Here is a 17,953-nt window from a genome sequence, read left to right as displayed (position 1 = left end):
AAAACGCGGGAACGGGGGCGTATGGGGGTGAGGAAAGAGTGAAGGCTGCCTCATTGTGTGAAGGAGCCTGCTCTTGCTCGTCATTCCGGCGCAGGCCGGAATGACGAGTGTGTGGACAGAGGCTCAGTCACCGCGCGGACGGTCGTCCGACTTCACGATGCGCAGCTTGGCCGCCTCGACGCCAGGCACTGCCCGGATCGCGCGCAGCAGCTCAGGGATGGCATCCACGCGCCACTCCTCACCCAGCTCCAGGTCAGCCTGGGCGATGGCGTTGTGATAGCCATAGAGCACCACACTGGCCCGACCGCCGCGGTATCCGGCGAGCGTGCGGCGCAGGTCGTCGATGAAGCCGGGGCCCACGCCATTCAGTTTTAAACGCAACAGGCGAGCGAAGCGGCGGCAACCGTCGCCAAGGGTGTAGGCGCTTCGGGCTCGAAGAGCAAAGCCACCGCCAGAGAAGTCGTCGATGCGCAGTCCGCCCTCGACCACCAGCATCTGGTCGCGCGTGAGCATCGGGGCGATCTGCTGGTAGAGCTCGCCGAAGAAGCTCACCTCAATGATGCCGGTGCCGTCTTCAAGACGGACGAAGGCATCGCTATCGCCGCGCTTGCGCACGCCAGTCACCATGCCGGCAACGGTCCACGGCGTGTCGGGGCCACGACGGAAGCGGTTATCGTCGCCATCACTCTTGCGAGGTTTGGGCGGCTGGTAGCGTTCGGCGATTTCGCCGAGCGGACAGGTGGACAGCTGCGCCAGTTCGTCCCGCCACGGATCGGTGGGATGGCCGGAGAGATAGTGGCCGAGTGTGCCGTGCTCGCCCTGCAATATCTGCTCAAGCGGCCAGTCGGCGACGACGGGCAGGTCGACTTCGACCGTCGGCACGGTCGCGCCCATCATGGCGCCGAACATATCGTTCTGTCCGGACTGCTTGTTCTTCAGGTGCTGGTCCGCGGCCTTCATAGCGTTTGGCAGCTGCGCCATCAGGCTGGCGCGGTTCGGCGCGAGCGCGTCGAGCGAACCGGAAAGAATCAGTGCTTCGAGTACGCGGCGATTGAGCTTGGTCGAATCGACGCGACGGCAGAAGTCGGCGAGATCCTTGTAATCGCCGCCGCGCTTGCGTTCTTCGGCAATCGCTTCGCAGGCGCCTTGGCCGACGCCCTTGATGGCGCCCAGGCCATAGCGGATCACGCGCGGCTCGACCGCGACGAACATAAACTCCGACGCGTTCACGTCCGGTGGCAGCACCTTCAGACCGATCGCCTTCGACTCGTCGATGAAGGTCACCGCCTTGTCGGTGTTGTCCATGTCCGACGAGATCGTCGCGGCCATGAACTCGGCGGGGTAGTGCGCCTTCAGCCAGGCGGTGTGGTACGAGACGAGCGCGTACGCAGCGGCGTGCGACTTGTTGAAGCCGTAGCCCGCGAACTTCTCCATCAAGTCGAAGATCTCATCGGCCTTTTCGCCGGTGAGTCCGTCTTTGGCGGCGCCCTCGCGGAACTTGGCGCGTTCCTTCGCCATTTCCTCGAGCTTTTTCTTACCCATCGCGCGGCGCAGCAGGTCGGCGCCGCCGAGCGAATAACCGCCCACGATCTGCGCCATCTGCATCACCTGCTCCTGATAGACCATGATGCCGTAGGTCTCTTTCAGGATCGGCTCGACGCGTGGATCGGGGTAGATCACTTCCTCGCGGCCGTGTTTACGCGCGACGAAGCTGGGAATCAGGTCCATCGGACCGGGGCGGTACAACGCCACCAGCGCAATGATGTCCTCGAAACGGTCGGGCTTCGCATCCTTGAGCATGCGCTGCATGCCAGAGGATTCGAGCTGGAACACGGCGACGGTCTGCGCCTTTTTCAGCAGGTCGTACGCAGCGGGGTCATCGGTGGCGATGGTCGCGATGTCGAGTGCTTGTTCGCCATTCGCTGCGCGACGCGCGTTGATGGCCTTCACCGCCCAGTCGATGATGGTGAGCGTGCGCAGGCCGAGGAAGTCGAACTTCACCAGGCCGACGGCTTCCACGTCGTCCTTGTCGTACTGCGTGACGACGCCCGCGCCGCCCGGTTCGCAGTAAAGCGGGGCGAATTCGGTGAGCGGCTTGGGGCCGATCACCACGCCACCCGCGTGCTTGCCGACGCCGCGCGTGAGGCTTTCCAGGCTCAGTGCCAGGTCGATCAGCGTGCGCGCTTCTTCGTCCTGGTCGTAGAGGTCGCAGAAATCCTTGACGATGCGATCGGGTTCTTTCTTCGCCTTGTCCGAACGACCCAGCGCGCATTGCAGCGTGAGGTCGAGCGGACGTGCGGGAATGAGCTTGGCGATGCGGTCGACCGCGTTGTAACCCATGCCGAGCACGCGACCGGAGTCGCGCAGTACGGCCTTCGCCGCCATCGAACCGTAGGTGATGATCTGACTGACGTGATCGCGGCCGTATTTGCGCGCGACGTAGTCGATCACCTCGTCGCGGCGATCCATGCAGAAGTCGATGTCGAAGTCGGGCATCGACACGCGTTCGGGGTTGAGGAATCGCTCGAACAGCAGGTCGAACTGGATCGGATCCAGGTCGGTGATCTTCAGCACCCACGCGACCAGCGAACCTGCACCCGAACCACGGCCGGGGCCGACGGGAATGCCGTTCTGCTTACCCCAGTTGATGAAGTCCGCCACGATCAGGAAGTAGCCGGGGAAGCCCATCTTGATGATGACGTCCAGCTCGCGTTCCAGACGCGCTTCGTACTCCTCGCGCGTGCGGCCGGGCGCGACGCCGGCGAATTCGAGTCGCTCCTTCAGGCCTTCGCGGGAAATCTCGCGGATGTAGCTGGCCAGGTCGTGGCCTTCCGGCACCGGGAAGTCGGGCAGGTAATACGTGCCGAAGTTCAGTTCCAGCGTGCAGCGCTTGGCCAGCTCGATGGTGTTTTCCAGCGCCTCGGGAATATCGGCGAACAACGCCTCCATTTCTTCCGGCGACTTCAGGTACTGCTGGGCGCTGTAGTCGCGCGGACGCTTGGGATCGGCCAGCACGCGGCCCTGGTTGATGCATACGCGCGCTTCGTGCGATTCGAAGCCTTCCTGCTTGAGGAAGCGCACGTCGTTGCTGGCGATCACTGGCAGGTTGAGTTGAGCGGCAAGGCCAAGCGCGGCAGCGTTCCAGTTCTCTTCGCCCTCGCGCCCTGTGCGGGTCAGCTCGAGGTAAAGGCGATCGGCCATCTGCATTGCGAACGGACGCAAGCGCGCCGATGCGGCATCCACGCCCTGGTTGACGGCGATGCGTGCCGCTTCGCTGTCGCGGCCGAGCACCGCGATCAGGCCGTGCGTCACCTCCGGCGTCAGCCAGGCCGCGTCGACCATGGCCCGGCCGCTGTGCTGGCCGTCGCGCCAGGCGCGCGACACCAGGCGTGACAGGTTGAGGTAGCCGGCGTGGTTTTGGATAAGCAGGGTGAGACGCCAGGGGCGCGGGTCGTCCGGCGCGCTGACCCACAGGTCACAGCCGCCGATCGGCTTGATGCCGGCCGCGCTGCAAGCCTTGTAGAACTTGACCAGCGCGAACATGTTGCTGTCGTCGGTCAACGCGACGGCGGGAATGCCCTGGCGCACGCAGGCGTCGACCAGCCCTTTGATACGGACGGTCGAGTCGACCAGCGAGTATTCGCTGTGAAGGTGGAGATGAGCGAAGCGGACGGACATGGCGCACGCGCAGGATGGAGGTCCAGCCTAACGGCGCGGCCCCGAGCGGGCAAGAATTGACATTGCTTCCGGACCGGTTTTCTTACGCCAGATCAGGAGGATGCCGGTGTCGTCGTGGTGCCGGCTGCGGCCCCTGGTGCCGGTTGAACGAGCAGCTCATTCACCTCTTCCATGATGGTGTCGAGCATGTCTTCGTCATAGCCATAGTGGGTATGGGCGACGCGTCCATCACGTCCGATCATGACCAGGAAAGGCAGCCCCTTAACATCATACGGCTTGCCGATGCGGCCATCGGGCGGATCGTAGGTCAGGACGATGTCGAGGTTCTTCCAGCGGCGGCGAAGGTCTTTGTACTTGTCGTAATCGTCGTCGTGGTTCACACCAACCACTTGCAGGTCGTTGGTGCCTTTCAATTTCTGGAGCGCAGCCAACACCGGGAGTTCCTTGCGGCAGTACCCACACCACGATGCCCAGAAGGAAACGATGACCACCTTCCCGCGCAGGCCCGACACACGCAGGTCGTGCCCGTCGCGATCCTGGCCCAGAAAATCGGGTGGAATGTCGCCCGGGCCTGGGCGGGCCTGGCACAGGGTAGCGACGCTCAGCACCAGCACGGCCAGCGCACATCGAATGAACGTTCTCATGTTCCCCTCCCTTGGTGTGCCAAGCGTAACGGAAATGCAGGGCCGGTCATGTGGCTGGGAAAGGGTGGACCCATGGCGGTTGCAGTAGGGGGCCGGGACTGGCATGGTCGGATGCTTTCATCTCCAGGACGGCAGCTCCGACACTGCCGGGAAAACAACGATGTCATTGATCCGCTCGCTGTTCACCGTCAAACCTATCGAGGAGTCGCTCTCTGCGAACGACAACCTGCGACGCACCTTAGGCCTCAAGGACCTGATCGTCCTGGGCGTGGGGGCGGTGATCGGTGCGGGCATTTTTGTCATCACGGGTCAGGCGGCCGCTGAGCATGCCGGTCCGGCTTTGACGATTTCGTTCGTACTCGCCGGCCTCGCAGCGGCGCTGGCTGCGCTCAGTTACGCCGAGTTTGCGGCAATGCTGCCGGTATCGGGCAGTGCTTACGTCTACGCATACGCCACCTTTGGCGAACTGCTGGCGTGGTTTATCGGCTGGAACGTCGTCGCAGAATACCTGCTGGCGGTGTCCTCGGTGGCAGTCGGCTGGTCTGGCTATGGCGTGGGCCTGCTGCACAGCCTCGGCATCGACGTGCCCACCGTGCTGGCCAAAGCGCCGCTGGCATTCAAGGACGGCCACTTCACGGCCACCGGCGCATGGATCAATCTGCCCGCTTTGCTGGTGGTGGCTGCGATCACTGCGCTGCTCTATGGCGGCACCCGACAATCGACGATGTTTGCCAGCGTGGTGGTGGTGCTCAAGGTGCTGGTGGTGATCCTGTTCGTGGTGTTTGGACTGCAGTACATCGACCCTTCGCTGTGGCACCCCTACGTGCCGGCCAACCAGGGTGATGACCATTACGGCTGGTCCGGGGTTTTCCGCGCAGCCACCAGCGTGTTTTACGCCTACATCGGCTTCGATGCGGTAGCGACGGCGGCACAAGAAACGCGCAACCCGCAGCAGAACGTGCCAGCGGGCATTCTCATCTCGCTGGCCATCTGCACGGTGCTCTACATCATCGTAGCGGCCGTGCTTACCGGCCTGGTGCCGTACCCGCAGCTGGCCACGGCGGAACCGGTGGCTACCGCACTCGCGGCGCATCCCCCACTGGCCTGGTTGAAGCTGTTGACGCAGGTGGGCGCAGTGGCGGGCCTGACCTCGGTGATTCTGGTGATGCACCTCGGCCTGGCGCGCATCCTCTACACCATGGCGGGCGATGGCTTGTTGCCGCGCGCCTTCGGCGCCGTGCACGAGCGCTTCAATACACCCCATCGCACGACGCTGCTGGTGGGCGTCATTGGTGGCGTGCTGGCGGCGGTGTTCCCGCTAAGCCTGCTGGGTGATCTGCTTTCGATGGGCACGTTGCTGGCGTTCTCCACCGTCTGTGTCGGCGTGCTGGTGCTTCGCCGTACGCGCCCGGAATTGCCGCGTGGCTTCCGCGTACCTGCCGCGCCAGTCGTGTGTTCGCTCGGTGTGCTGGTGTGCCTGTTTCTGCTGGCGCAGATGAACGCCGGCAATTGGGCATTGCTGGCAGGCTGGACGGCGCTGGGCATGCTCATCTATGTCAGTTACGGCTATAGGCACAGCCGCTTGCGGCAGCGTGCGTGATCGCACGCCGCTTTGCGGCGACGGACGACTGAAACTCCGTCGCCGCTGATACTCCTAAATTCACCAGATGTGGAAGCGCTCGCCTCCAAACGCACTTTCGATGTAGTGGTCCAGGCCCTGCACTTTGAGCGGGTGCAGGTCGTAGTCGAAGTGGTTCCGTTCGGCCTCGACGATGGCGGCGATCTCTTCCGGCGTGAGTTGCGATGACGGTGTTACGTTCGGACTGGCGCCGGGCGGTGCGTTGTTGTGGGGGTGGGAGGAACGTGGCATGACACGACTCCTGCGGTGAGCTACGCGCTGATGGGAGTCCACAAAACCCACACGGCTTGGGGATAACCGCATGGGGCCATGCGTCCCTGCCAGTTGGAAGTGCGCCGTGCCGCAGATGAGGTGTTGCTGTTGCGGTTGCGTTGGCGTGGGCTCAGCAGCCTGGCGACTTCGCTTCCTGTATCACTTGGGATGCAGCCATGGCGAAAAAGGTTGCCTTGGCGAAAGACCTCTGTTGCGTCCGTCAAAACGGGAGATTCCCGTTATTTCCTGACTTTGCCGGGGCCGTGTCGCAGGTCACGGGTTCCCGTGAGTCGACACTATTCTAGCTCCGTGACATGCGGGTGACGTGGGCCGTTGGGCATGCATGCTCACGCCGCGTTTGGCCCTGTTGATGCATTGGCCCGCGACTCAATGGTGATGATATGGACGTCTATTTGTGAAGCGCGATCAGAACAGTACGCCTTGATCCACCAGCAGTTTTACGGGTGCGAAACTGCGTCGATGGTGCGGGCAGGGGCCGAGCCGCTTCAAGGCGTCGAGGTGAGCCGGCGTGCCGTAGCCCTTGTGTATGGCGAAGCCGTAGCCGGGATGTTCCTGGTCCAATGCGACCATCCAGCGATCGCGCGTGACTTTGGCCAGAATCGATGCCGCACTGATGGCAGGTTCCAGCCCGTCGCCACCGATGATGGCGCGCCCAGGGCAAGGCAGGTCGCGGGGCAATGCATTGCCATCGATCAACGCTTCCACTGCGGCTGGTGTCAAACCGGCGACGGCGCGGCTCATGCCGGCCATGGTGGCCTGATAGATGTTGATGCGATCGATCTCCTCCGGCATCACCATCACCACGCAATGAGCCAGCGCGTTTTCGATGATTTGCGGATAGAGTGCTTCGCGCTTCGCCTCAGTGAGCTTCTTGGAGTCGTTCAACCCCTGAATAGGCCTGGCGGGATCGAGAATGACGGCAGCGACCGTTACCGGGCCGGCCAGTGGGCCACGGCCCGCTTCGTCAACGCCGGCAATCAGTCCGCCGCTTGCGGTAATCACGGATGCAGGTAGGGTGCCCGCGACAAGCTTGGCTTTAGGCACGATTCACCTCAATCAGTTCAGCGACCGCATCGGCCGCCAAGTCGCCTGCGTGACCCTCGAGGTCGCCGCGCAAGGCCAGGTGCAATTGCTCAAACGCAGCAACGATCGCGCCGCGGCGCTCACTATCCTGAAACAGGGCGACGGTCGCTTTGGCCACCCGGTCCGCGGTGAAATCGTCTTGCATCAGTTCGGGCACCAGCACCACGTCGTCACCCATGCCGCTGGCGCGAGCGAGAATATTGGGCAACGAATAGACGTCCGTTTTGAGCATGTTGAGTGCGCGCGCAATGCGGTAGCTCATTGGCGAGACGCGATACCCTACCACCATGGGGCGCTTGGCCAGCAAGGCCTCAAGCGTCGCCGTACCGGAGGCGAGCATCACGACATCCGCCGCGAGCATCGCTTCATGGGCGTGGCCTTCAAGCAGCTGTACAGCGTTACTGTTACCCATGTCGCCCAGCAGCGCCTTGAGGCTGGCGTGCACACGCTCATTCGCTGCGGGGACGATGATGCGGAGCCCCGGGAGCTCGGCGGCGACCTTTCGAGCGGCCTCGAGGAAGGTGCGGCCTAGTTGCTTGATCTCCGTACCGCGACTACCCGGCAATACGGCAAGCACTGGCACGTTCTGCGGTAGACCGAGAACGTCGCGCGCTCCCGCGCGATCGGACACCAGGGCGAATCGATCCGCCAGCGGGTGACCCACAAAGCGTGCGTCGATGCCGTGTTTGGCGTAGATCGCTGGCTCCATCGGAAACAGGCACAGCACGCGATTCGCGCTGTGGCCAATCTTCTCAGCGCGCTTCTCACGCCACGCCCACACGGATGGGCTGACATAGTGCACGGTGCGCAGGCCGGCTTCGCGCAGGCGCTTTTCGACGCCAAGGTTGAAATCGGGCGCGTCGATCCCGACCACTACGGCGGGCTTGGCGGCAATCAGGCGGGCAACCAGCTCCTTGCGCAGACGCAACAGGCGTGGCAGATGCGAAATCACTTCCGCAAAGCCGAACAGCGACAGCTCCTTGATGTCGTACCAGGAATCGAAGCCCACGGCTTGCATGCGCGCGCCGCCGATGCCGACGAAACGTGCGTCGGGGTAACGGCGGCGAAGGGCGGCGATGAGGTCGGCGCCGAGCTGATCGCCGGAGTCTTCGCCGGCGATGATGGCGATGAGGGGGGCAGACGATGTTGTTTCGATGGAAGCCATTTCGTGACGTCAACCACCAGAGCCAGAGCGCGCGCCTGATTTGCTGATATGAGCGAAGCTCATATCAGCGTGCCAGCGATCGCTCACTGCGATCGAGGAATTCCAGCATGGCGCGCACATCTTCGCTGTCGATCGCCTGTGCTGCCAGTTGCTCGCGAGCATCGGCCAGGGTGAGGCCGGCCATGTACAGCGTGCGATAGGCGCGCTTGATGGCGGAGATTCGTGTGGCGTCAAAGCCGCGGCGCTTCAGGCCTTCGCTGTTGATGCCGCGCGGGCGACCGCGCTGGTCGTTGGCCATCGTCACGTAAGGCGGTACATCCGAACCAAGCAGGCAGCCCATGCCAATGAAGGCATGCGCGCCGATCTTGCAGAACTGATGTGCGCCGGAGAATCCGGCCATCACTACCCAATCGCCGATCTCGACATGACCGGCCAGCGCGGAGTAATTGGAGAACACCGTGTTGTTGCCGATCTTGCAGTCGTGCGCAATGTGCACGTAGGCGAGGATCCAGTTGTCGTTGCCGATCTCGGTCTTGCTGCCGCCGTCGCCGGTGCCACGGTTGATGGTGACGTACTCACGGATCTGGTTGCGGTCGCCGATGACCAGTTCCGTGCGCTCGCCAGCAAACTTCTTGTCTTGCGGGTCGCCGCCCAGCGAAGCGAACTGACTGACGCGGTTGTCACGACCGATGCGCGTAGGGCCCTCGATCACCACATGCGGGCCGATCACCGTGCCTTCGCCGATGTGCACATAGGCGCCGATCACGCTGTAAGCGCCGATGCTGACGTTCTCGGCGATGACCGCCGAGGGATCGATCTGCGCAGTCGGGTGGATCATTTGTCGGACCTCGCCGCGCACATCAGTTCGCAGCTGGCCACCACCTTGCCGTCAACGACAGTGCGCGCTTCGAACAGGCCCATGCTGCGCAGCAGGCGCTTGAGTTCGACTTCGAGGCGCAGCTGGTCGCCCGGCACCACGGGGGCGTTGAAGCGCGCATTGTCCACCTTGGCCAGGTAGAACAGGGGGCTGCCGGTGGAACCCTTCAAGCGGCTGGAAATCTGGGTGAGCAGACCCGCAGCCTGCGCCATCGCTTCGACAATGAGCACACCCGGCATCACCGCATGGCCGGGAAAGTGACCCTGGAAGAACGGCTCGTTGATGGTGACGTTCTTCAGCGCCACCACGCTCTTGTCCGGCACCAATTCGATCACGCGATCGACCAGCAGGAACGGATAGCGATGCGGCAGCAGTTGCTGAATCAGCTCCACATTCACGGGAAGGTGGAAGGGCACGGTCAGGTCACTCATTGTTGCTGTCCTTCTCCAACGCCGATAGCCGGCGTACGTATTCATCAAGATGTTTGAAGCGGGCTGCATTGCGTCGCCACAGGCGGTTTTCCTGTAGCGGGACGCCCGAAGAATATTCGCCGGGTTCGCGTATCGAGTGCGTGACCAGGCTCTTGGCGGTAATGGTAACGCGATCAGCCACTTCCAGATGGCCAAGCACGCCCGCATTTCCGCCGATCATGCAATAACGGCCAATTTTGGCGCTGCCAGCCACGGCCGCGCAGCCGGCCAAGGCCGTATGCGCACCGATATAAACGTTGTGGGCGATCTGGATCTGGTTGTCCAGCCGCACGTCTTCCTCGAGCACGGTGTCGTCGAGCGCGCCACGGTCGATGGTGGTGTTGGCACCGATTTCGCAATCGTCGCCGATGCGCACGCCGCCAAGCTGAGGCAGCTTGATCCAGTGATCGCGATCGAATGCGAGGCCGAAGCCGTCCGAACCGATCACTGCACCCGGATGCACCAGCACACGCTTGCCGAGTGTCACCCGGATCACCAGCGTCACGCGCGCGACCAGCCGGCAATGCGCGCCCACGGTGCACTCGGGGCCGATGATGCAATGCGGACCCAAGACCGCACCGTCTTCGATCACAGCGCCATCATCGATGACGCAGCCTGGACCGATGCTGGCGGTGGGCGCTACGCGTGCACTTGCAGCCACGACAGCCGACGGGTGGATCCCCTGAGGCGCCGCAGGAAGGCGCTCAAACAGTGCGGCAATCTTGGCGTAGGCCACATAGGGGTCGCGTGCCACCAGCGCGGGTACGGGGCTCTCCGCCACGTTCTCTTCACGCATGACCACCACGCCCGCGCGGGTACTGCTCAGCTGTGAGGCGTATTTGCTGTTGGAGAGAAAGCTCAGCTGGCTCGGGCCGGCGCCCGCAAGCGTACCGACGCCATCGATAAGGTGCGAGCCGTCGCCGTGGCAGGCGAGGCCGAAGCGTTCGGCAAGTTCGGCGACGGTGGTTTGGAAAACGCTCATATCGGCTCCCTGCAATCGGGACATTGTAGGGCTCCACGTCAGGGGCATCAAAAGATCGTGTTGGTGACGGCCCGGAGGGTGGCCGCCAGGAATGGCTCGGTGGCCACAAAAAATTGCCAGGAGCAACTTTTACATCGCGTCAGCGGTGGCCCTAAGGATGGTCGCCAGGAATGGCTCGGTCGCCACAAAAAATTGCCAGGAGCAACTATGACATCGCGTCAGCGATGGCCCGAAGGGTGGCCGCCAGGGATGGTGGCCACAAAAAAAGGCGCGGCATGGCCGCGCCTTCTCTTGTCACTACCCTTTGGCTTTTCAGGCCATCAGAACTGGCTGCCGAAGGTGAACTGGATGCGTTCTTCGTAGTGGCCGTCGTCCTGCTGGGTGCGGATCGGCACCGCGAAGTTGATGATCAGCGGGCCGATCGGCGCCTGCCAGTGCAGCGAGACACCGGTGGACACGCGCAGCGTCTTGGCGGTGAAGCTCTGGTAGTCCTGGTAGGCGTTACCCACGTCGACGAACCACGACACGCGGGCGGTGTTGATGTCCTTGAGGAACGGCAGCGGCAGGTACAGCTCGGCCGTGCCCAGCACCTTGAAGGCGCCGCCCAACGGCTGTGCGTAGGAGTACGCACTGCCCGAACACGTACCGTTGGGGTTCGGCTGAATCGGCTTGCCGTTGGCATCCACACCGGTACAGACACGAGGACCGAGCGTGTTGTCCTGGAAGCCACGCACGTCGCGCACACCACCGGAATAGAAGTTCTCCCAGAACGGGAAGGTGACCGGATCGCCTGCCTTGTAGGAGGTGCCGCCGTCGTACGGGAAGGTCTGGCCATAGGCCTTGCCGTAGCCGACCTGGCCATCCACGTACAACACGAAGCCCTTGCCGATCGGCCAGTAATGGTTGGCTTCACCGAAGATCTTGTAGTACTGCACGGTGGAGCCCGGCAGGGCGATATCGGTGGACAGCGAGATCAGGCCACCGCGCGTGGGTGCCCAGTAACCGTTGCGGGTGTCGTGCGTCCAACCCAGCGTGGCGTCCCAGGTGTGAACGGTCCGGTGACCAATCGCGTTCTGGTAATCGATCAGCACCTGCGGTGAGTAACTGATCGTCGTAATCTGACCGGTGGGGTTGCCGTTCGCGTCGACCTGCTGCTGCTGGTACGCCAGGTTGATCTTGTTGCTGCTGATACCCAGACCGGTACGGACGTTGTCCGTTTCGGAAATCGGGAAGCTCAGGAAGCTCGAGAACGACTTCAGCGAGCTTTCGTAGTTCACGAAGCTGCTGTTGGTGTCGGCGTAGTTACTCTTGGTGTAACCCACGTTGTAGCCGATACCCACGCCGTTGTCGGTGAGGTATGGGTTGAAGTAGCTGGCGTTGATCGAAGTGGAGTAGTCGCTGCGCGACGCGCCCACCGTGAAGCTGTCGCCGGTGCCCAGGAAGTTGTTCTGCGATACCGAGGCCGACAAGATGATGCCCGAGTACTGCGAGTAGCCCACGCCGAACATCAGGCTGCCGGCGGACTGCTCTTCCACCTTCACGGTCAGGTCGACCTGGTCCTCGGTGCCCGGCACCAATGCCTTGTCGATGTTGACCGTTTTGAAGTAGCCCAGGCGCTGCAGACGGATCTTGGAGCGGTCGATGGCCGGCTGCGAGAACCAGCTGCCTTCCAGCTGGCGCATTTCACGGCGCAGCACATCGTCTTCCGTGCGGGTGTTGCCCTGGAAGTTCACGCGGCGAACGTACACGCGCTTGCCCGGCTCGATGTAGAGCGTGAGGTCGACGGTGCGCTTGTCCTTGTCCAGCTTCGGCACCGGCGTCACCTTGGCGAAGGCATAGCCGATGCTGGCGAGGATGGTCTTGATTGAATTGGTGCTGGCTTCAATCGCCTTGCGGTTGAAGGTGTCGCCCTTCTTCACGTACACGAGCTGATGCAGCGACTCTTCCGGCAGGATCAGTTCGCCGAGCAGGTGCACGTCGGAGATGGTGAAGATCTCGCCTTCCTTCACGCTGGAGGCGATATACATGGTGCGCTTGTCCGGCGCGATGGTGACCTGCGTGGAGTCGACGCCGAAGTCGGCGTAGCCGCGATCCATGTAGTACGACTGCAGCTTCTCGAGGTCGCCGCTGAGCTTTTCGCGCGAGTACTGGTCGTCTTTGGAGTACCAGGACATCCAGTTGGTGGTATCCGACTCGAAGCCCTTGCGGATTTCTTTGTCGGAGAACGCCTTGTTGCCGACAATGTTGATTTCCTTGATCTTGGCAACCTTGCCTTCGCGGATTTCAATGTCGATGGCGACGCGGTTGCGATCAAGGTTGGTCACGTGCGGCTCGATCGACACGTTGTACTTGCCGCGGTTGTAGTACTGGCGCACCAGTTCCTGCTGCACGCGATCAAGCGAGAGACGGTCGAAGGTTTCGCCTTCGGCAAGGCCGATTTCCTTCAGGCCCTTGCGCAGATCGTCTTCCTTGATGTCCTTGTTGCCGCGCAGGCTCAGCTTGGCAATGGACGGACGCTCCACCACCTTGATGACCATGATGTCACCTTCGCGGGTGACCTCTACGTCACTGAAGAACTTGGTCTGGTACAGGGCACGGATGGCGCGCTGCGCACCATCGTTGGTCAGGCGGTCACCCCTGTTGATGGGCAGGTAGTTGAGCACCGTACCGGTGGAAATGCGGCTGAGGCCATCGATACGGATGTCGGAAACGACGAACGGCTCGAATGCGAGGGCGTTGGCAGACAGTGAGGCAAGCAGGATCAGGGCGGCGATACGCTTCATCGTCGATTCCGTTGGTTTTATTCGTATGAGGCGGCCGGAGCCGCCCCGATCAATACGTGAAGCCAGGACAAGCCCAGCCTCGAAAGGGTGCTTGCATCTTCCCCAGATGCGACGGGTGAACCACCGCCATACCCCTCAGCGCGCGCGTGACCGCGCTCGCCATGGATACGCCATGATCCCCGGACTCGGTGCGACTTTCGGCAAAGTCGTTACGCGTCACGAGGGCAGGAAGCGATGGATGTCGTTGTAGAAAGCCAATCCCATCAACGTAAACAGCAGCACCAGGCCGACATACTGACCGGCCATCATGGTGCGTTCGCTGACAGGGCTGCCCTTGACCAACTCAATAAGGTAATACAGCAGCCAACCGCCGTCCAAGACGGGGATGGGCATCAGGTTGAGAATCGCAAGACTTAGCGAGACCATCGCCAGGAAACTGAAGAACCAGCCCACGCCCATGCTTGCTGAGGCATTCGCCACCTGGGCGATGCCGATCACACCTGAAAGGTTCTTGGTCGAGGCTTGGCCAGTGACCATCTTGCCGATCATGTTGAACGTCGACGCGGCGGTGTTCCAGGTGGTTTCCAGCGAGGCGCCCATAGCCTTGACCGGACCATAGCGCAGCATGGCCTGCTCGCGCTCCGTGGCAGTGACGCCGATGATCCAGCCGGACGACTGGCCTTCCAGTGACTCCATGCGCGCCGTGATCGACAGCGGCAGCGTCTGTTGTCCGCGCTGGACCACGATAGCGAGCGTGGGCGACTTGGCCGCCTGCGTGGGCACCAGCTTCTGGAACTCTTCGTAGCTGGTTACGGATTGACCATTGATGCTGACGATGCGGTCACCGCCCTGCATGCCACCTTGGGAGGCAGGCTTGCCAGGCAGCACGGTGCCAACCACTGGCTGCATCGGAGCGAGTTTCAGGCCGAGCTTGTCGAGGTATTGACCAATGTCCTCGCCGGCCGGCAGCTGATTGAGGGGGAGCGTCACGGTACGCTCGGCACCATCCGTGCCACGCAGTCGCATGGGCAACGGATCGCGGCCCAGCAGAGCATTGGCCACGGCATCCATGGAGTCGCTCCAGGTCGCTACGTCATGGCCGTCCACGCTGAGAATCCGGTCACCGGTACGAACGCCGGCCTCGGCCGCAATGCTCTGCGGTGTGGCGCTGATCACCGGTGCCACGTCCGGCTTGCCGACCATGAACATCAGCCAGAACGCGAACAGGGTGAAGATGAGATTGAAACCGGGGCCTGCGGCGACGATGGCGATGCGCTGCCATACCGGTTTGCCGGTGAACTCCTGGCCGGCCAGCGCGGGGTCGACCTCGCCCTCACGGGCATCGAGCATCTTCACGTAGCCGCCCAGCGGGATCATGGCGACCTGATATTCGGTGCCGTCCTTGCCGATGTGCTTCCAGATGGCCTTGCCGAAGCCCACGGAGAAACGCAGCACCTTGACGCCACAGCGCCGTGCTACCCAGTAGTGCCCGAATTCGTGAAAGGTCACCAGCACGCCAAGCGTGACGAGTAACCAAAACACTGAGCCAAATACACTATTCATCAGTAAGAGCTTATCAGGCTTGTCAGCACACGTTGCGAAGGATGCGTCGGGCGGCCTCGCGGGCCATGCAGTCGCGTTCATTCAGGGTCGGGACATCGACCACAGCTTGCGGCGACAGTTCCGTAAGTACGCTCTCCACGAGATCGGCGATACCCAGGAAGGGCAGACCTCCGGCCAGGAAGGCCTCCACCGCCACTTCGTTCGCGGCATTGAGAATCGCCGGCGCGTCGCCACCGGCGCGCAGCGCCTGGAAAGCGAGTGCAAGACAGCGGAAAGTGGCCAGGTCGGGCTGCTGGAACGCCAGTGGCGCCGAGGCGGCGAGATCCAGCGGTGCTACGCCGGCTTCGATGCGGGCAGGCCACGAGAGTGCATATGCGATGGCGGTGCGCATGTCCGGGTTGCCCAGTTGGGCGAGTACCGACCCGTCGACGTACTCGACCAACGAATGCACCAGGCTCTGCGGGTGCACCAGCACATCGATCGCATCGGGTGCAGCGCCGAACAGGTGATGGGCCTCGATCACCTCCAGACCTTTATTCATCAGCGTGGCCGAGTCGACCGAGATCTTGCGTCCCATTACCCAATTGGGATGCTTGCACGCCTGCTCCGGCGTGACGCCCGCCAGTTCTGCGCGCGTGCGGCCACGGAACGGGCCACCTGATGCGGTAAGCACCAATCGGCGCACGCCGCTGGTGCCCAGGTTGGGGCGGCCGCCCGGCAGGCACTGGAATATGGCGTTGTGTTCCGAGTCGACCGGAATCAGCTCGCCACCACCGGCGGCCAGGGCCTGCAGCAATAGCGGGCCGGCCATCACGATGGATTCCTTGTTGGCCAGCAGCAGCCGCTTGCCGCTGCGTGCGGCCGCCAGGGTGGAATCGAGTCCGGCGGCGCCCACGATGGCCGCCACAACGGTGTCGCACAGCGTGCCGGACACCGAGGCGGTGATGGCGTCGTGACCACTGGCGATGTCGCAGCGCACGTTGGCAGCGGCGAGTCGGCGGGCCAGTTCGCCCTCCAGTGCAGGATCGGCGATTACCGCGAGGTCAGGCTGATGCCGAGCGCATAATTCGGCCAGTGCGGCGACGTTGCTGTGCGCGGTAAGTACGCTAGCGCGGAAACGGTCCGGGTGGCGCGCGATCACGTCGAGCGTGCTGCCGCCGATGGAACCGGTGGCGCCCAGGACGGCGACCTTGCGAAACACAGGAGCGCTCATAGACCCAGCAGCAGTTTGCCGGCGGCAAACACGGGCAGGGCGGCGAACACGCTGTCGAGGCGATCAAGCATCCCGCCGTGGCCCGGGAACAAGTTGCCGGAGTCCTTCACGGCGGCGTGGCGCTTCATCAGGCTTTCCAGCAAGTCGCCAACCACCGAGGCGACCACCGTCACCAACGACACCACCAGCAGTCCTGCCATTTTGCCACCGGTGACGCCAAGCAGCATGCCGCCGACGTAGGTGACAATGGCGCCAGCCACCAGGGCGCCATAGACGCCAGCCCAGGTCTTGCCCGGGCTGATGGTGGGGGCGAGCTTGCGGCGGCCGAACAGGCGTCCGCTGAAGTAGGCGCCGATGTCGGCGGCCCAGACGATGAACAGCGCCAGCAGAGTCCACCACTGGCCGCGGTTGCTCGCGCCGTGAATGGAGACCACCGCCACCCAGGCGGGGACGATCACCAGCAGGCCCGCGCCCAGCTTGATCAGGCGGTTTTCGCGAGTGGGCGCCGCGCCAAAGGCAAAGTGGCGCAGCCACTGACCCACCACGATCCACCAAGCCACGCCGACGCCGATGAGCAGGGGCCACCAGGTGGTGTCGCGTGCCAGCCAGCAAAGCACGAACAGTGCTGCGGTAAAGGCGAGCAGGCCGCCACGGGGCAGCACCTCATTGAGGCCCGAAAGGCGGGTCCACTCCCACATGGCGGCCAGAAAGGCGATGGCCACGATGGGCGCAAACAGCAGGTTCGGCGTAAACAGGATCAACCCGATCACCAACGGAGCGAGTAGCAGAGCGGTGAGGGTGCGCTGGAGCAGCATGCAGGTCCTTGTTACGCCTTGTGGGCAACTTGTTCGCCGGTTTTGCCAAAGCGGCGTTCACGGCGTGCGTAGTCTTCGATGGCGCTCTTCAGGCAAGCCTGGTCGAAGTCGGGCCACAGGGTATCGGTAAAATGCAGTTCCGCGTAGGCAAGCTGCCACAAAAGAAAGTTGCTGACCCGACATTCGCCACCGGTGCGGATGAAAAGATCGAGCGGCGGCAGCTCGGACAGGCACATCCAGTGCCCCAGCAGCTTCTCGTCGATCTCTTCGGCGCGCAGCTCGCCACGCGCCACGGACTCAGCCGCTTTGCGGGCCGCCTGCACGATGTCCCAGCGACCGCCGTAGCTCACCGCAATGTTCAGATGCAGAGCGTCATTGCCTGCTGTGCGAGCCATGGCACCGGTCATGCGCTGACGCAGGCCGGTATCGAACGTGCTCAGGTCGCCCACGAAACGAATGCGCACACCATTGCCGTGCAATTCGTCGACTTCCTTGTCCAGCGCGCGCACGAACAGCTCCATCAGCGCGCCAACTTCGTCTTGCGGGCGCTGCCAATTCTCGCTGGAGAACGCGAACAGGGTGAGCACGTTGACGCCCTGGCGCAGGCAGCCTTCCACTACATCGCGCACCGCCTTGCGGCCGGCGTTGTGGCCGAAAGTGCGTGGCCTGTGGCGGAGCTTTGCCCAGCGGCCGTTGCCATCCATCACGATGGCTACGTGGCGCGGAATCCGCGCTTGAGCGGCGCTGGTCATAGAGGATTGATGGCGC

Annotated in this window: 14 protein-coding genes; 1 reads left to right on the top strand and 13 read right to left on the bottom strand. The window is 63.1% G+C overall.

Annotated elements, in window-relative coordinates:
• Positions 1–123: 123 nt before the first annotated feature.
• Both dnaE and AC0GUR_RS06880 read right to left on the bottom strand, forming a co-directional pair.
• The gene (dnaE, locus tag AC0GUR_RS06885) at positions 124–3,678 is read right to left on the bottom strand and encodes a DNA polymerase III subunit alpha (protein ID WP_472876721.1); all 3,555 of its coding nucleotides are present in this window, start codon (positions 3,676–3,678) and stop codon (positions 124–126) included.
• A 92-nt stretch (positions 3,679–3,770) separates the two neighbouring features.
• Positions 3,771–4,322, bottom strand: coding sequence for a TlpA disulfide reductase family protein (locus AC0GUR_RS06880; RefSeq protein ID WP_472876720.1), 552 nt, complete (start codon positions 4,320–4,322; stop codon positions 3,771–3,773).
• A 160-nt stretch (positions 4,323–4,482) separates the two neighbouring features.
• Between AC0GUR_RS06880 and AC0GUR_RS06875 the strand changes: the two genes are divergently transcribed.
• Positions 4,483–5,922, top strand: a complete 1,440-nt coding sequence (locus AC0GUR_RS06875) for an amino acid permease (protein WP_472876719.1) — start codon at positions 4,483–4,485, stop codon at positions 5,920–5,922.
• A gap of 60 nt (positions 5,923–5,982) precedes the next feature.
• On the opposite strand, the gene AC0GUR_RS06870 is transcribed toward AC0GUR_RS06875, so the two are convergent.
• The 11 genes from AC0GUR_RS06870 to uppS all read right to left on the bottom strand — a co-directional run bounded on the left by AC0GUR_RS06870 (position 5,983) and on the right by uppS (position 17,937).
• Positions 5,983–6,192, bottom strand: coding sequence for a hypothetical protein (locus tag AC0GUR_RS06870; RefSeq protein WP_472876718.1), 210 nt, complete (start codon positions 6,190–6,192; stop codon positions 5,983–5,985).
• A gap of 447 nt (positions 6,193–6,639) precedes the next feature.
• The gene (rnhB, locus tag AC0GUR_RS06865; RefSeq protein ID WP_472876873.1) at positions 6,640–7,236 is read right to left on the bottom strand and encodes a ribonuclease HII; all 597 of its coding nucleotides are present in this window, start codon (positions 7,234–7,236) and stop codon (positions 6,640–6,642) included.
• A 34-nt stretch (positions 7,237–7,270) separates the two neighbouring features.
• Positions 7,271–8,482 (bottom strand): lipid-A-disaccharide synthase, encoded by a 1,212-nt coding sequence (gene lpxB, locus AC0GUR_RS06860; RefSeq protein ID WP_472876717.1) that lies wholly within the window; start codon positions 8,480–8,482, stop codon positions 7,271–7,273.
• A gap of 64 nt (positions 8,483–8,546) precedes the next feature.
• Entirely contained in the window at positions 8,547–9,320 is a 774-nt protein-coding gene (gene lpxA, locus AC0GUR_RS06855; RefSeq protein ID WP_472876716.1) for an acyl-ACP--UDP-N-acetylglucosamine O-acyltransferase, read from the bottom strand.
• Entirely contained in the window at positions 9,317–9,790 is a 474-nt protein-coding gene (fabZ, locus tag AC0GUR_RS06850) for a 3-hydroxyacyl-ACP dehydratase FabZ (RefSeq protein WP_472876715.1), read from the bottom strand. The genes lpxA and fabZ overlap by 4 nt, the downstream gene beginning before the upstream one ends.
• A complete protein-coding gene (gene lpxD / locus AC0GUR_RS06845) occupies positions 9,783–10,811 on the bottom strand; it encodes a UDP-3-O-(3-hydroxymyristoyl)glucosamine N-acyltransferase (protein WP_472876714.1) in 1,029 nt (342 codons plus the stop codon). The genes fabZ and lpxD overlap by 8 nt, the downstream gene beginning before the upstream one ends.
• Positions 10,812–11,131: 320 nt before the next feature.
• A complete protein-coding gene (gene bamA / locus AC0GUR_RS06840; protein WP_472876713.1) occupies positions 11,132–13,594 on the bottom strand; it encodes an outer membrane protein assembly factor BamA in 2,463 nt (820 codons plus the stop codon).
• 216 nt (positions 13,595–13,810) lie between these two features.
• Positions 13,811–15,157 carry an RIP metalloprotease RseP gene (gene rseP / locus AC0GUR_RS06835; protein ID WP_472876712.1) on the bottom strand — a complete coding sequence of 449 codons (1,347 nt, stop codon included), beginning with the start codon at positions 15,155–15,157 and terminating at the stop codon, positions 13,811–13,813.
• A 22-nt stretch (positions 15,158–15,179) separates the two neighbouring features.
• A complete protein-coding gene (locus AC0GUR_RS06830; RefSeq protein ID WP_472876711.1) occupies positions 15,180–16,370 on the bottom strand; it encodes a 1-deoxy-D-xylulose-5-phosphate reductoisomerase in 1,191 nt (396 codons plus the stop codon).
• On the bottom strand, positions 16,367–17,185 hold the full coding sequence (locus AC0GUR_RS06825; RefSeq protein WP_472876710.1) for a phosphatidate cytidylyltransferase: 819 nt from the start codon (positions 17,183–17,185) through the stop codon (positions 16,367–16,369). Before AC0GUR_RS06825 ends, AC0GUR_RS06830 begins: the two co-directional genes overlap by 4 nt.
• 11 nt (positions 17,186–17,196) lie before the next feature.
• Positions 17,197–17,937 carry a polyprenyl diphosphate synthase gene (uppS, locus tag AC0GUR_RS06820; RefSeq protein ID WP_472876709.1) on the bottom strand — a complete coding sequence of 247 codons (741 nt, stop codon included), beginning with the start codon at positions 17,935–17,937 and terminating at the stop codon, positions 17,197–17,199.
• Positions 17,938–17,953 lie beyond the last annotated feature (16 nt).

The organism is Dyella sp. PARNA 12/25, from assembly GCF_055702865.1.
Note: the sequence above shows the minus strand (reverse complement) of the source record. Positions and strands in the feature narration are given on the sequence as shown.